The sequence below is a fragment of the Kitasatospora sp. NPDC086801 genome, assembly GCF_044745805.1.
Classification (GTDB): domain Bacteria; phylum Actinomycetota; class Actinomycetes; order Streptomycetales; family Streptomycetaceae; genus Kitasatospora.
Window position 1 is genome coordinate 175,141 of the sequence record NZ_JBIVAX010000012.1, and the last position, 14,649, is coordinate 189,789.

The following is a 14,649-nucleotide window of genomic DNA, read 5'->3' on the forward strand; positions in this document are numbered from 1 at the left end:
GTCCCGTGTCGAGCGGTATCGAAACGGGAACTGCCCGGGATTGTCATGCCCGAGGCTGTGCCAGGTACGGGAAACGGTTTCATTCACGAGAGGACATGAAGGGGCATGGTCAAGAAGATCGCCGTCCTGATCGGGGACGTCGACGCAGCGGTGGCACGCGCGGCTTCCCCGGCGGCACCGCACGAGTCCTCCGTCGCCGCAGGACGCTCCGGCGGAGGCGCCGACATCGGGCCCAGCTGATCCGACGGGGCTCGCGACCCACCCCGGCGTCCCGCTTCGAACGGAAGGTCCTCATGCACATCGGCACAGTCCGCAGCTCCCTGGCGAAGGCGGGTGTCGTGGCCGTCGCCGTCGTGACCGTCGGAGCGGCCACCACGGCCGCCGCCGCGAACCCCGCCGACGGCACCGGCGTCACCTCGGTCGGCAAGCCGCACCCCAAGCACGGCGGGACGGTCCGCATCGCGCAGCGGCCGAACGACAGCCCCAATGTGATCTGGCCGTTCATGGACGTCAACCAGGTCACCTCGATCAACATCGGGGAGTTCCAGCAGTTCTTCTTCCGGCCGCTGTACTTCGCCGGACGCGACGACCGGATCGCCATCGACGACGACCTGTCGCCGGCCCGGGCCCCGGTCTGGAGCGCCGACGGACGGACCGTCACCATCCGCCTCAAGAACTGGAAGTGGAGCAACGGAGAACCGCTCACCGGTCGTGACGTCCAGTTCTGGATCAACATGTCCAAGGCCGAGAAGGAGCACGACGGCTACTACACGCCGCCGATGACCATCGCGGGGACGACGACCAACTACTTCCCGGACAACGTGGTCTCCACGGCGGTCGCGGAGCACGGGATCTCGATCACCTTCGACCAGGCCTACAACCGGACGTGGGTGCTGCAGAACGTCCTGACCACGATCACGCCGATGCCCCGGGCCTGGGACGTGACCGGCCCCGACGGCGCGCGCGGCAGGTGCGCGGCGGACGCGGTGGACACCCCGACACTGAAGGCCGACTGCGATCCGGTCTTCCGCTACCTGAGCGCGGCCTCGGTCGACAGGAAGACCTTCGCGACCAACCCGCTCTGGCAGATCTCGGACGGCCCCTGGAAGCTCAAGTCCTACGACGCGGCGTCCGGTTCCTACGCCATCGTCCGCAACAAGGCCTACTCCGGCGTCCACAAGCCGTACCTGGACGAGGTCGACTTCGTCCCGTACAAGGACGCCGAAACCCAGTACGCGGACCTGCGGGCCGGCGCGTCGAGCCCGAACGCCCTGCAGATCGGCATCCTGCCCAAGGCGCACGCCGCGCGGTACGACGCGAACGACCTCCAGGCCGGCAACCCGCTGGCCGGGCAGGGCTACCACATCGCGCCCCTGACCTACCTGGACTCGATCAGCTACTACCAGCTCAACTTCCGGAGCAGCCGGCACGGCAAGCTGTTCCGGCAGCCCTACTTCACCAAGGCGCTCCAGGACTCCTACGACCAACAGGGCGTCATCGACGGCGCCCGCAAGGGCTGGAGCCACCCGACGACCGGCGCCGTGCCGTCGATCCCCGCGGGCAACCCGCTGTCGCCCAACGCCCAGCAGCACCGGATCAAGTTCGACCTCGCCGAGGCCCGCAGCCTGATGGCCGCCAACGGCTGGGACCTGAACACCACCCCGGCCGTGTGCCGGAACCCGGGGACGGGCCCGGGGCAGTGCGGTGCCGACATCGCCGCCGGCGACAAGGCGGAGTTCGACCTGGACTACCAGTCCGGCAACGCCGACCTGCCGGGGATCATGGCCTCCTACCGGACGAACCTCGCACAGTCGGGGATCTCCGTGAACCTGGCCGAGGTGCCCGTCGACCGCCTCCAGAGCGAAGCGTCCCTGTGCACCCCGGCCAACCCCGACGGCTGCGCCTGGGACGCCGCCCTGTACGGCGGCTGGGTCTACTCGCCCCAGCTCTACCCGACCGGCGACTCCCTCTTCGCCACCGGCGCCGCGGCGAACGTCTGGGGCTACTCGGACCCGCACCTGGACCAGCTGATCGCCAAGACCATCACCAGCAACGACGTCCAGGACATGTACGCCTACGAGGACTACGTCAACGACCACCAGCCGGTGATCTACACCGACGACATCGTGGCCATCTACGAGGTGGCCGACGGCCTCCACATGCCGGTCCAGGACCCCTTCGAGGGCTATCAGCCGGAGTTCTGGTACTACACCGGCTGAGGCGTGACCGGGAACCCCGGCAGGACCGCGGCACAGCCCGCTCGAGCCCCGTCAGCGCACCCGGCCTCGCGCCTTCAGCGGGAGGCCGGGCAGCTCCGGCGCGCGCAGCCGGGCGCCGTCGTAGCCGTGGACGTCGCCGAAGCGGGCGGTGGACGTCCAGTCCTCGCGCGCCCGGGTGATCTCCTCACCGGACCGGCCGATGAAGTTCCACCACCTACCACGCGCTCCACGGTTCGTGCCAGGTCAGGGGCCTGGTGGACCATCCGCAGTCAGCAAGGCGTCAGCATGAGGCAGGACTGCGACGGCGATCAACAACTGCCGCGCTTCGGACGCCGCCTGGTGGATCCCTGTGATCGTCACCGCGTTGTCGAAGCCGCACGCTGGGTCAGACCATGAGCAGTCAATGCGGGCGACACTGGGCGACACTGCACGAGGTCCGGCGCGGCACCCTGCTTCCAGCCCATCACTGGCGCAGACCTCAGCCCCATCCAGCGCCCGGCACCGGCGCTCCACTGGCCAGTTGAAGGCAGCAACTCGTCGACTCGGTCGCAAAAGCCATGCCTCGCCGCGCCGATGGGCTACAACCTGCTCATACACGCGGCCGACAGGTCCACCCTCGCCATCCCGCCTCCCCCTCCGCACCGTACCCCGGCGATGACGCCAGCATCGCCTGAAGCGCACTACGGCTCCGCAATTGACATGACGGCGCTCTGGGCGGCTGCCAGCAGGAGCCGCCCACCGCTGCTGGAACACAGCTGGACACGCGCGTCCTCTTCTCACGGCAGCCAGCGGGCGGCCTGCTCCCGGGCCACCCGCGCGGCGTCGACGTACCAGAGCCCGTTCGGCTTGTCCCAACGGGCTTTGAGGAGAGCCTTGGCCTCATCCTTGTCCCCGTACGGGACGTTGAGGTAAAGCCGCCCGTCGATGACGTCCCCGGGGCGGATTCCCGCCGTCCCAGTCGCGCCGTGATCAGCAGGCCGGGCTGCGGCAGGCCCCACGCTGCCGGCAGCCTCCCCGGCCGCCCGCGGGTTCCACGCAGCCCGCTCCTTACGGGCCCGGTCGATGACTCGGCTGACCCGCTCACAGGATGCGGGGTCGGTGAAGCGCATCATCAGGTCGGTCGGGCCGCTGCTCGCGAACAAGTTGAGCGAGCCGTGCCAGAGCACGGTGCTGTCGAGGATGAGCACCTTCTCGTGCATCCGCTCGCGGAAGCTCACCTCGCAGCCGGCCGCCCTGAGGATGTCGATCTGCCGTTGATGGCGGGCTGCTCCGGTCGCTTCCCGCTGCTCCTCGGGCGACCGGGTGTGGACGACCACCCGTACACCGTCGGCCACGCGGTTACCGAGCAGTCCCGACCAACGGCGCACCGGCTGCGGATCCAGGAAGGCGCAATAGACCTCGATGCTGGCCTGGGCCCGGGCGATGTCCCACTCCACAGCCTTCTGCACCTCGTCAGCGGGGAAGAAGGCCGGACGTGCCAGCTCCTCTTCGGACAGAACCGACAGCTGAGCGGCGTCGCGCGTCGGGATCAGCTGATCGGCCGAGATCACCTGCGCGTGGCTCTCCAGGTGGTCGAGCATGGCGCGGGCTTCGCTGTGCACGCTGAGGTGCTTCCGCAGATGCTCGACGTCGGCGACGACGACGAGGTGGTCCTGGGCTCTGCTGAGCGCAACGTTCAGCAGGCGACAGGTCTGCGAGGAAAGGCCGGTTCCGGCGTAGAAGATGCCGGGGTCCTTTCCGGCACCGACGGCGGTGTCGAAGACGACGATCGGGCGCTGACTGCCCTGGAATCGGTGGATGGTGTCCACCAGGCCTTCGTAGTCCTCTCCGAACCGGTACTTCAGGCTTCCCTTGAGCGCCTTGACCTGCGCGCGGTAGGGCGCGATGACCGCCAGCCGGTCGGTCGCTCGCTCGCCCACTCCGATCTCGGCACTCCCCCACTTGCGGCCAGGAAGCACCCCCTCGTGCTGGAGGCCGCGGACGAGCTCGTGCACGACGGCCTCGTTCACGGTGTTGGCCCGGTAGTCGGGGCCCGGAATGCGCTGTCCGGAGGTGTCGACGAGGATCACGGGGACATCGATCAGCGGATTGGCCGGGATCCGGCTGCTGTCGGCGCGGCCGGTGGCGAGCGGCGCGTCAGGATAGGCGACGGCGTTGACCAGCCGGCAGATCGGCTCGCGCATGCGGTACTGAGTGTCCAGTGCCACCAAACGGGGGTCCTGGCGCACGGATCCCTCCTCGCTCACCAGGCCGGCGGCGTGGAAGGCGTCACGGGCGGCCCAGTACCGAGAGTGGCTACGTTCGTCCTCCGTGGCCTTCCGGTCGCCGTCCCCCTTGGTGACCGCAGGCAGCTGCCGGAAGTCGCCCGCAACGACGATCCGCTTGCCGGCCAGGCCGGCAGCCAGCCAGGCCGAGGGCAGGTCCACCATGCCCGCCTCGTCGACCACCACGACATCCACCCGGTCGAGCAGCTTGCGCGACTGGACCGCCTTGGCCACCGTGGCCCCCATGACCCGGCACCGGGACCGTACGGTCTGCTTGATACGGGAGAGCTGCCGGTCGATATCCTGGATGCGCTCCTGCAAGGTGCCGGCCTCGTGGACGAGCGTCGCGTACGCGGGAAGACCGACGAGTCGGGGTCGGAGGCCCGCGAGGCTTCCACTTGTCGCGCTGATCCGGGCAGCCAGTTCCTCCGCCTGCTTCCGGGCAGCCGCTCCGACGTACTGAGAGGTGAAGGCAGCCTCGGTGGCCTGGGCGAGTTCCTCCCGCAGCGCAGCGAGCCGCTGCTCCTTTCGCCCGGCGAAGAAACCCTTCGCTTCCCCCGCCTCGCTGATGGCCAGCCGCAGCCGGGCCGCTTCTGCCTCCGCCCGCAGGGCGTCCCGTTCCATGGTTCCGGTGGAGTCGGCCGCGTTCTGGTGGGCCTTCCGGTCGTCGGCGAGACGCTGCTCCAGCTCCCGGACTTCGTCATACAAAGCAACGCCGGCACGGGCGCGCTGCAGGGCGTCCCGCGCCGTCCGTACCGCCTCATCCAGCTGCGCCGAGACCCGGCCAGCGATCCGGGCGGGATCAACGAAGTCTCCGTACCGCTCGCGCAGCGATGACAGTTCGATCTCCCCGGCCCGCTGGACGAGGCCCTCAGTGAAACCCGGCTCGGCCTTCAGGAGGTCGCAGATCCGCTCCAAGGCCTGGTCGACGGCGACCTTGGTCGGTGCCAGGAACAGGACATTGTGCCCCTGACGGACGTTGCCCTCCACGATGTGCCCGACGACATCGGTCTTCCCCGTGCCTGGCGGACCCCAGAGGAACAGCACCTCGCTCGCGAGAGCCTGGGCGACGGCGGTCCGCTGACGCGGGTTGAGCTTCAGTCCGTGCCAGCCCGCCACCCACCGTTCGGGATCCGCTACCCGGCCCACCGCCGGTGTTCCCTGTCCGACGATCCACCCCGCGCTCTCGACCCGGATGCCGCCGTCGTCCGTACCTGCGGCCTCCAGGCGTTCGGCGAGCACCAGCAAGCCTGCCGAATCGTCTTTCCGCACCTGCACGTTGCGCACCCCGGACGGCAGGCTCTCGGCCACCACCAGTCGGACCTGTCCGTCCGGCATCGGGGACGCCTCGCCGGGGATCCAGGCACCGCGCGCCTGGGAGGGGCGCACGAGGACGGGGCTGCCGTCGAAGGAGCCCGGCCACCGGCGGCAGCCGAAGAGGTACTCGTAACGGCCCTCCGACACGGACACCGGCCGCCCGTCCGAGAGCGCTGCCTTCTCCGCCTCTTTCGCGTCGTCGCGGCGTTCCGCCCGGATCTCTGCCTGCACGGCGGCCAGTAGCTCGGAAACCGGATAGGGCTGATCGACCTGCGTCATACGTGTGCGCTCCCCCGCGGCGTGTGCATAGTGCTTCGCCCACTGTACGGAGTGCGACCGACACCCGGACCCAATTCCGTCAAGCACCGCCTTGAAGCACTCCGATCATGTGCGCAAACGGGACTCCAACCGAAGGCATGTGTACGCCGCCAACACGCATGACCTTTCCGAAAGACAGCCAAGCCGTGTACGGTGGCCGGATGAAGGACGACACTCGCCCCGCCCCCGATCCGCTGATCACCGGTGCCGAGATCGCCCGGCTGGCCGGCGTCACACGGGCCGCGGTTTCGAACTGGCGGCGCCGCTACGACGACTTTCCGGCACCGGCCGGGGGCGGACCGACCAGTCCTCTCTTCAAGCTCACCGACGTAAACGCCTGGCTCGCAAAACAGCGCAAGGGGCACGACGTGTCCGACGAGGTGCGACTGTGGCAATCCCTGCGCGGCGAGTTCGGCGACGACGTCGTCCAGGGGCTGGTGGCGGTCGCCAGGCTGCTCACGGACGGTACACAGGCGCCTCGCCTCAGGCCGGAGGTCTCCCGGCAGGCCCTCGACATCGCGCAGAGCACTTCCGGAGCCGAGCTGATCGACGCCCTCACGGAGCGCTTCCTCGACCTCACCCGCCGGGCCGGCTCCGACCAGATGTCCTCCCCGCGGATCGTCCGGGCGGTGCGGCACTTCGCCGACCCGGTCTCGGGCACCGCGACCATCCTGGACCCGGCTTGCGGAATCGGCACCCTGCTCCTCTCCGCCGGTCCGGCGGTCGGCCCGGCCCGGTACGGTCAGGAGATCGACGTCTCGACGGCCGAGTTCGCCCGGCTCCGCGCAGGGCTGAGCGGCCGTACGCACACCGAGATCCGGGCAGGAGACTCGCTGCGCAACGACAAGTGGCCGGGGCTCAAGGCGGACCTCGTCGTCTGTGATCCGCCGGTGGCCTCACCCGACTGGGGGCGTGAAGACCTCCTCCTCGACGCGCGCTGGGAACTCGGCACACCCTCACGTGCCGAGAGCGAGCTCGCCTGGCTCCAGCACGCGTACGCCCACACGGCTCCCGGCGGCAGGACCGTCATGGTGATGCCGGCCTCCGTCGCCTATCGGAAGGCCGGCCGTCGCATCCGCGCGGAACTCGTCCGTCGGGGCATCCTGACCCAGGTCGTGGCCCTGCCCGCCGGAAGCGCGACCGCACACACCCTTCCCGTCCACCTGTGGGTCCTCGTCCGCCCCGACGGTCACGCCGCCCGAACGGTGCGCATGGTGGACCTCACAGCCAACGCGCCGGACGGACCCCTCTCCCCCGAACCCGGCCAGGTCGTCGACGTTCCCCTCATCGACCTGCTGGACGACACCGTCGATCTCACCCCGGCCACCCACATCGGCAGCGTCAACCGGGACTACCTCGTCGAATACACGGCTCTCCGCGACCAGTTGCAGGAACAACTCCACGCCCTGGACGCTCTGCTGCCCCGACTCGCCCCGGGAGGCGGACCGGGCACACTCGACACCGCATCGGTCAGCGTCGCCGACCTCGCTCGCGCCGGACTCGTCGAGTACGCCGCGGGCGAACCGGTCTCCGTCAGCGAACACCTGGACACCGACTATCTGCACGGGTTCCTGGTCAGCCCTGCCAACAAGCGCCGTTCCACCAGCGGCAGCGGCACTTTCCGCACCGACACCCGCGGCTCCCGCATCCCCCAGATGGGAATCGAGGCCCAACGCCAATACGGCGCAGCCTTCCGCGCGCTTGAGGATGTCGAAGCGTGCACCCGCCGACTCGCGCAGCTCAGTCAGCAGGCGACCGACCTCGCCCGTGAGGGCCTCACGAACGGTGCTCTGAACCCTTCTGCCGAGGACGACTGACCCCTCCTTCAGCCCAACGAGGGCAGGAAGCCGCTCGGAGACCCACTCCACGAGACGGCGAGTGCCTCCCTCGCGCGGGTGCAGGCCACGAAGAGCAGACACCGCTCGCGCAGCATGTCCGTCTCGTGCTGCGACTCGTCCACCTCTACCGGGGTGATCTCCCGTGCGAACGGCACGGCGCTCGCGCTCACCCCGAGGACTGCCACCGCGCGGAACTCAAGTCCCTTCATGGCGTGCATGGTGGCCAGCCGCACACCGTCGGCGTCCGGCGCCGGACCGTCCTTGACCCGCACCACGGGCACACCAGCAGCGGCCAGCCTGTCGTAGGCCTTGTCGAGCAACACGTTGAAGCGGCTGGAGACACCGATGTCAGCCGGACGGATTCCCTGGGCTGTCCACCTCTCGACCCGCTGCACAAGCGCGGCAATCTCCGCTTGCTCGGAGCTGTAACCCTCCGCATGAGGCCTGCGTCCCCGGAGCAGCGAGCGGTACCCGGCGAGGCTGTCCGCGCCCTCTCCGCCCAGGTCCTCGACCGCAGCAGAGCCAATGATCCCGGTCGACCAGGAGAGAATCTCCTCCGTGCTGCGGTAGTTGATGCGAAGCCGACTGGCGCGGCCCTTCACCTGGATCCCCAGCGAGCCAAGTGAAACACGTGAGTCGTAGATCCGCTGGTGCGGGTCTCCGGCGATGAACAGGTCGTCCGGGCCGGATGCGACGGCCGCCCGCAGTACCCGCCACTGCGCGGGGTGGAGGTCCTGCGCCTCATCGACGACGACGTGCTCGTACCGCGCCGCCGCGCCGTCGAGCGCCCGGGCCGCCTGCGCGCAGACCTGAAGGTGCGTGGCCGACCCCCGGGCCTTCAGCGTGGCCTCGAAGAGCTCGACAGCCGGCCACAGCAGCTTGCGTCGCCCTGTCATGAGCGACTTGCCACGCCCGGGACGGTCGGACGCAAGGTAGTCGTCGAGCGTACGCAGGTCGTGAGCGAGGACCACGTGCCGGTACTCCTGGGCCAGGAACTGCTCGGTCCACGGGAGCTCCAGCCGCTTGCGGATCCGCTGCCAGACCAACTGCTCCTCCCGGTCGCCGATGAGTGCGGGCACGCGTCCCGCGTGCCCGGTGAGCGTCCGGTGCGCGAGGGCGTTCACCGTCGTGACGTCCACCCGCGCGAGCTGCTCGTCGTTGCCGTCGAGCAGCAGCGCCAGGTTCTCCCGCAGGGTCGCGGCCAGCGCGTTGGTGTACGTGGTGAGCAGGACACGCGTGTCGGGCGAGCGGGAGAGCAGGTGCTTGACGCGGTGCAGGGCCACGACCGTCTTGCCCGTGCCAGGACCTCCGGTGACCTGGACGGGGCCGCGGTAGGAGGCCCGGTAGGCGACCCGCCGCTGCGAGGGGTGCAAGAAGACCCTCCAGGCGGCGAACGGCTTCTCCAGGATGTCGGCCAGCTCGTGCGGGCCGGAGACGAGGGTGATACGGCTGGTGGTGTTGGCGATGGCCGCGGCCAGGCTCTGCTCGGACTCCGGAACGGGGGCCGCCGGGCGTCGTTCGACCACAACGTCCCGGTACACCTCCTCCGGGGTGAAGCCCTCCGCCAGGAACTGCAGGACCTCGAACTGGTCCTCCGGCAACAGCGTCCCGAACGCCTCCAGCTGCGGCCGGTCGACCACGGTCCGGACGGCCCGCAGCACCTGCTCGTCGATGCCGAGGTCCCGCAGCACCGTGTCGGAGTGCTCTGCGAACAGCAGCGCCGGCGCGGTCGTCGCCGCCTTCTCGAGGGCCGGGGTCAGCTGCTCGATGGCGACGACGTTGCGGACCTCCAGGGCGCGGGTGGCCGTGTTGACGGTGTAGAGCCGCTTGGCCGCCCAGGTGTACGCGTCGTCGTGCGGCACGACGTTGATGAGCAGGAAGACGTCACTGCCGTCGTCGGGGGCGAGAACGACGCCGCGCCAGAAGTCGTTGATCCTGATCGTGCGCATCCGCGGATCGCGCGCCTTGTCGACGGACTCCAGGTGCAGGCCCTTGTCCGCGTGCAGCTCGGGCACGGTGAGCTGCTGGAACTTCGTCATCGCCTTCCGGACACCGGCTTTGACGGGCTTCTCCAGGACGTCGTAGCTCTCCCAGAAGCTGTTCGCGAACGCGAGCTGCGGCACCGATGGACTCCCTACCCCCTGGCGGCTGTTCCGATCGTGATCATAGCGTCGCGCCCGGGGCCATCTGCCGGGCCAGGGAGCGGATTTCACCGAGCAGATCGGTCGGCCCCCGGTCGAGGTCCAGCGCGTGCTGGTGGATGACGATGCCGGCGTGCCGCACCCGGTGGGCGGCGTGCGGGGCGTTGCCCTTGGCGTAGACGAGGTGCCCCGCCCGCAGGCCCAGGGCGGTGCAGTAGGCCAGCATCTGGTAGAGGTCGCCGTCGGGGTATCCGCCGGACTTCTCGGCCTTGTACTTTGCGTCGGCCACGGCCTGCGGCGCCCCCTCTGAGCCGTAGAGGACGAAGTCGGGCTTCATCCGGATCTCACCGGCCTCGTCGAGGTGGTGCGGGTCCTGGAGCCGACACGTTCGGTCCGCGCCCCGGAACGCCTCGCGCAGGGCGACCGTCACGAAGTCCTCGAAGAGCTTGTTCATGTTGAACAGGAAGCCGTCGATGCGCAGTTCACCGGCGGTGTGCTCGGGTGACGATCCGTCGAGGACCAAGCGGGCCAGGTGGAGTGCGTGCTGGTAGCGGGCGTTGAGGCGAGTGGCGTGCCAGATGGGGAGCGCCTGGCCGCGTATGAGCGGGGAGACGTCCGCGAGGCGTACACGCTGGTGCAGCAAGCGGCGGCGCACGTCCTGGGGTACGCCGGGCAGGCGGAGCAGGCGTTCGACCGCGGCCCGCAGGATTCGGTTCTCGGCGATGTCGGTGGTGAACTCGTCGTACGCGATCTCCACGGGCAGAACGGCGCCGAACCTGCGGCGTATCTGCTCGGCTTCGCGAATCCGGCCTCGGACCACAAGCGCGGACTCCTCGACCGTGCGGTAGCCCTGGAGGAGGCCTTGGCACAGCGCCCGGTCCACCTGACGCTCCACGGCGTGGGCGAGGGCCGGCAGGAGTTCGTCGTGGTCGCCGACCTCGACGTCCCCGTCCCGCCAGCCGCGTGGGTCGAGGCCGTATCCGATGAGGAAGAAGAAGCGGGCGATCGGCACCTTGGGATTGATCCGCACGGTGACGGGACCGCCGCCCGGCACCGCCAGGCTCACCGTGCCGACCTTGCTACCGGCCCGGAGGGTCCAGTGGCCCGTCCGGTACGGATCGGGGGCCGCAGTGTCGAGGATGCGGGAGGCGACGATGGCCCGGCCGGCGGCGTCCGGGAGAGGAACAGACACCGCCGGGGCGTGCTCGGTCAGGTGGACGACGGTCACGACTCGGCCTGGGACTGGTCGTCCCGCACGACGTCTCCCGGCTGCATGACGAACCTGGAGCGCTTCGCGGCCACTTCGGCCTGCAACGCTTCGAGGCCGTAGCGCTTCTCTATGTCGACGCCCTCGCCGTAGTGGTGCTCCTCCAGCAAGGGGAGAATCTTGGTCCGCCACGTGCGGTCCAGGCCGCCATCGCGGTAGACGCCCGGCTTCATCAGGTACGAGGGGCCGATCCGGAAGTCCACGTCATCGATACGGGCGTTGAGAGCGTCCAGAAGGTCGGCATGCTCACTGTCGCGCTCCTGCGCCGCGAGCCAGCGCCGCAGCAGACCGCTGGTCGGCTCCGTCCGCGGCGACAGCTCGACGAATGCGAACCGGCGCCGCATCGCCGCGTCGACCAGCGCGATGGAGCGGTCAGCGGTGTTCATGGTGCCGATAATGAACAGGTTCGGCGGGAGGGCGAAGTCGTCGCCGGAGTAGGTGAGCCGGACGGCCTTGTTGCGGTACTCCAGGAGGAAGTACAGCTCGCCGAAGACCTTCGCCAGGTTGGCCCGATTGATCTCGTCGACGATCAGGAAGTGCGGCACGTGCCGGTTGCCCTCGCGGGAGGCGAGGTCGGCGAGTTCGCGCAGCGGGCCGGCGGTGAGGCGGAAGGCGACCTCGCGGGTCTCCGGGTCCTCCTTGGGGCGGAACCCCTCGAAGAAGTCCTCGTAGGCGTAGGAGGGGTGGAACTGGACGAGCTTGACCTGCTCGGGGCCGCCGCCCAGGAACTCCGCGAGCTTCTGCGCGAGGTACGTCTTGCCCGTTCCCGGAGGGCCGTAGAGGACCAGCTGGCGCTCGTCCCAGAGGAGATCGCGGACCTCCTGGAGCCACGTCACGTCGTGAACGAGCAGTTCCTGGGCGAGCTCGGGGGTCGGCTCCGGCAGTGCCAGTTCGCGCCGGGCGATGAGGATCTCTCCACTCGGGTCACGCTCTATGGCCTCGGCTTCCTCCTCCAGCTCCTGGTCGGTCAGCCCGAGCCCCTCAATCAGGGCCTGCACGGAGGTGAGGTCAACGACGTCGTGCTGTACCGAGAGCTTCTGCTGGAGTTCCTCGGGCAGGCCGGCGTACGGGTACCCCTCGCTCCGCCACTCCACCGGCCGGCGCAGGTTGGACCGGTCGTCGTCCGAGGCCGTCTGCTCCGCCGGCCCGGTCACCTCGCCCACGTAGAGCTGACCGCCGGAGATGGTGCACACGGTGTCGCCAGGCTTGATCCGGGAGAGGAAGGCGTGCAGTTCCTCGACGAGATCCTGCTTCTGGCTGTACGTGGCAGTGGACTCGTAGTCCTCCTGCACGAACGCACGCAGCTGCTCCTTGCTCGTGCCCTGCCCGACACCCTGCCGCAACCGGGACGCGGCGAGCGTGACCAGCCCCTCGGTCAGCCAGAGCCGCTGGACGAGGTCGAGGCCGGAGACATTGGAACCACGGACCAGCCAGGCGCGATTGGGCCCGGCCCAGACGCCCGGCATGAACTCCGACAACGGCCTGTCGCTCTCCGTCCGCCACCGCGACCACCCGTTGGCCGCGCGGCCCATCAGGATCTCGGCGGCGGCAGACGGCGAGCCGCACTCCACGTCCTCGGCCAGTTCGAGGTGCCCGGGCCACCGTTCGGAGGGCAGTAGCTTCCCATCGTTGATCAGCCGCGTCCGCAGACGATTCGAGGACGCATTCCGCACCGAGAAGGATGGAACCACGTTTCCTCGGGCCGGAGCCCCCGCGTACACCAGGAACTTCTGGCTACCGTTACTGCCTTTCTCCGGCAGCAGCCGACCGCGTGCTACAGGCCCGCCGTTGGGCAACCGCAACCGAAATTCCTGGTGCTCGTCCACCATGCCCCGCTCCCGCCCCTCACCCTCGAAGATCTTCTACGCACAATAGGGCCTGCCACCGACATGTAGCCCCGCAGGCCAAGAAATCGGACGGCTTCAGCCCCATCAAGTGAGGCGATGCCCAGGTGTCCGAGCTCCCTTCGCTCCCTCATCCCAACCAGCGATCCACCAAGCCTCGTGCCGGACTCCAACTCGACCTGTCGAGGACGACCTCCCTGGCGAGGTCGTTGCAGGAGTGCAGACGGCGCCCCTCGGGATCCACCACGAAGACGAAGGCCTTCGCCTGGTCCGCGAAGGCGCATGCAGGCTTCGTAGCAAAGCTCTCCGACACCACCATCAGGCGTCGGCCTTCCACAACGGCCGCGCCGTACAGCCGCTGCACGTCCCCGAGGCCCATGCTCTTCGAACGGTTCCACCACTCGACGCGGAAGGTTTCCGACTCAACTCGGCTGCACGTGCCGTCCGGCACGACGTCCGCGAATCCCATCCGGGCCAACTCCCGTGCCGCGCCTTCGACCAGAACCGAACGCGCTGGCGGGCCAGCCGCCTGCGACCGTTGCGCGGGCAGGCTGTCCCAGCCGACGGACCGCTCGGCCACAGTGGGGACACGGGGAAGGCGAGCCAGATCCGCAATGACTTCCGCCAGCTTCGCCCGGTCGACGCGGCCGGGCTCTACACCCGGGACGACGGACAGCTCACCGAACAGGAGACCGCCCAAGTCGAGCCGCTGCCAGACCCCTCCCTCGTCGGCCCGGACGCTGGCGCTCCACCCCGACAACGGCTTGCTGGACACCCTGATCAAGCACCCCAGGCCCTGGACGACGACGAAGTGCCCCTGGTCACGCCCGAAGTATTCGGCCTTCGTGCCTCGCTCAGTCTCCACCGCACGACACCAGTTCTGCGCCACGGCCATCAGCACAGCCACTCCGCGGGCCGCCAGGTCGTCCGCGAGCTCCACGACGGCCACGAGCCGAACCGTGACCTCCACCCACGGCAGGCCCGCGATCCTCCGGCCGAACCTCAGGAAGACCGTCAGCGCGAACCAGCCGACCGGCAGCAGCCAGACCAACCGGGCCCGCGGCTCCGGAGCCACGTCTCCCGCAGCGGCAGCCGATCCGAGGCCCTGCGGCGCCGAGGACATCGGCGCACGCTGAGGCGGGACGAACGGGCGCTCCGCCGTACCTGGGTGCTGCGGCACCGGCCGCAGCACCCGATCCTGCGCCCGGCGCAGCCGGAAGCCCGGCCGGACGCTGTCGTACTGGTCCATGTGAAGCCGGAGTTCCGCCTGGAGGACGAGAAGACGCTCCGCCATCTCGTCGAACTCGGAACGCCGGAGAACCGCAGCCGCCTCCGCCTCCACCTAGTACTCCAGCTGTAGATCGCTCTTTGGGCTGCTGGTGCCTACGCTTTCCGCGGTTTGCGGCGCTTGCCCCAGCTGCCGTGTGGCCGGTTCCGGTCC

At 69.4% G+C, this 14,649-nt stretch carries 8 protein-coding genes; 3 read left to right on the forward strand and 5 right to left on the reverse strand.

Features of this window, described 5'->3' with window-relative positions:
- Positions 1–105: 105 nt before the first annotated feature.
- Both ACIPLC_RS16735 and ACIPLC_RS16740 read left to right on the forward strand, forming a co-directional pair.
- A complete protein-coding gene (locus tag ACIPLC_RS16735) occupies positions 106–240 on the forward strand; it encodes a hypothetical protein (RefSeq protein ID WP_400473712.1) in 135 nt (44 codons plus the stop codon).
- 53 nt (positions 241–293) lie between these two features.
- The gene (locus tag ACIPLC_RS16740) at positions 294–2,219 is read left to right on the forward strand and encodes an ABC transporter substrate-binding protein (protein WP_400473713.1); all 1,926 of its coding nucleotides are present in this window, start codon (positions 294–296) and stop codon (positions 2,217–2,219) included.
- A gap of 776 nt (positions 2,220–2,995) precedes the next feature.
- Here the strand turns inward: ACIPLC_RS16740 and ACIPLC_RS16745 are convergent.
- Complete coding sequence (locus ACIPLC_RS16745) at positions 2,996–6,079, reverse strand: AAA domain-containing protein (protein WP_400473714.1); 3,084 nt, start codon at positions 6,077–6,079, stop codon at positions 2,996–2,998.
- A gap of 200 nt (positions 6,080–6,279) precedes the next feature.
- Between ACIPLC_RS16745 and ACIPLC_RS16750 the strand changes: the two genes are divergently transcribed.
- Positions 6,280–7,935, forward strand: coding sequence for an N-6 DNA methylase (locus ACIPLC_RS16750; protein ID WP_400473715.1), 1,656 nt, complete (start codon positions 6,280–6,282; stop codon positions 7,933–7,935).
- Positions 7,936–7,943: 8 nt separating this feature from the next.
- On the opposite strand, the gene ACIPLC_RS16755 is transcribed toward ACIPLC_RS16750, so the two are convergent.
- The 4 genes from ACIPLC_RS16755 to ACIPLC_RS16770 form a co-directional block, all read right to left on the reverse strand.
- Positions 7,944–10,079: a UvrD-helicase domain-containing protein gene (locus ACIPLC_RS16755; RefSeq protein WP_400473716.1), complete on the reverse strand. Its 2,136-nt coding sequence runs from the start codon at positions 10,077–10,079 to the stop codon at positions 7,944–7,946.
- Positions 10,080–10,119: 40 nt separating this feature from the next.
- Positions 10,120–11,325 carry an McrC family protein gene (locus ACIPLC_RS16760; RefSeq protein WP_400473717.1) on the reverse strand — a complete coding sequence of 402 codons (1,206 nt, stop codon included), beginning with the start codon at positions 11,323–11,325 and terminating at the stop codon, positions 10,120–10,122.
- Positions 11,322–13,193 (reverse strand): DUF4357 domain-containing protein, encoded by a 1,872-nt coding sequence (locus tag ACIPLC_RS16765; RefSeq protein ID WP_400473718.1) that lies wholly within the window; start codon positions 13,191–13,193, stop codon positions 11,322–11,324. The genes ACIPLC_RS16760 and ACIPLC_RS16765 overlap by 4 nt, the downstream gene beginning before the upstream one ends.
- 145 nt (positions 13,194–13,338) lie before the next feature.
- Positions 13,339–14,550 (reverse strand): hypothetical protein, encoded by a 1,212-nt coding sequence (locus ACIPLC_RS16770; RefSeq protein ID WP_400473719.1) that lies wholly within the window; start codon positions 14,548–14,550, stop codon positions 13,339–13,341.
- Positions 14,551–14,649 lie beyond the last annotated feature (99 nt).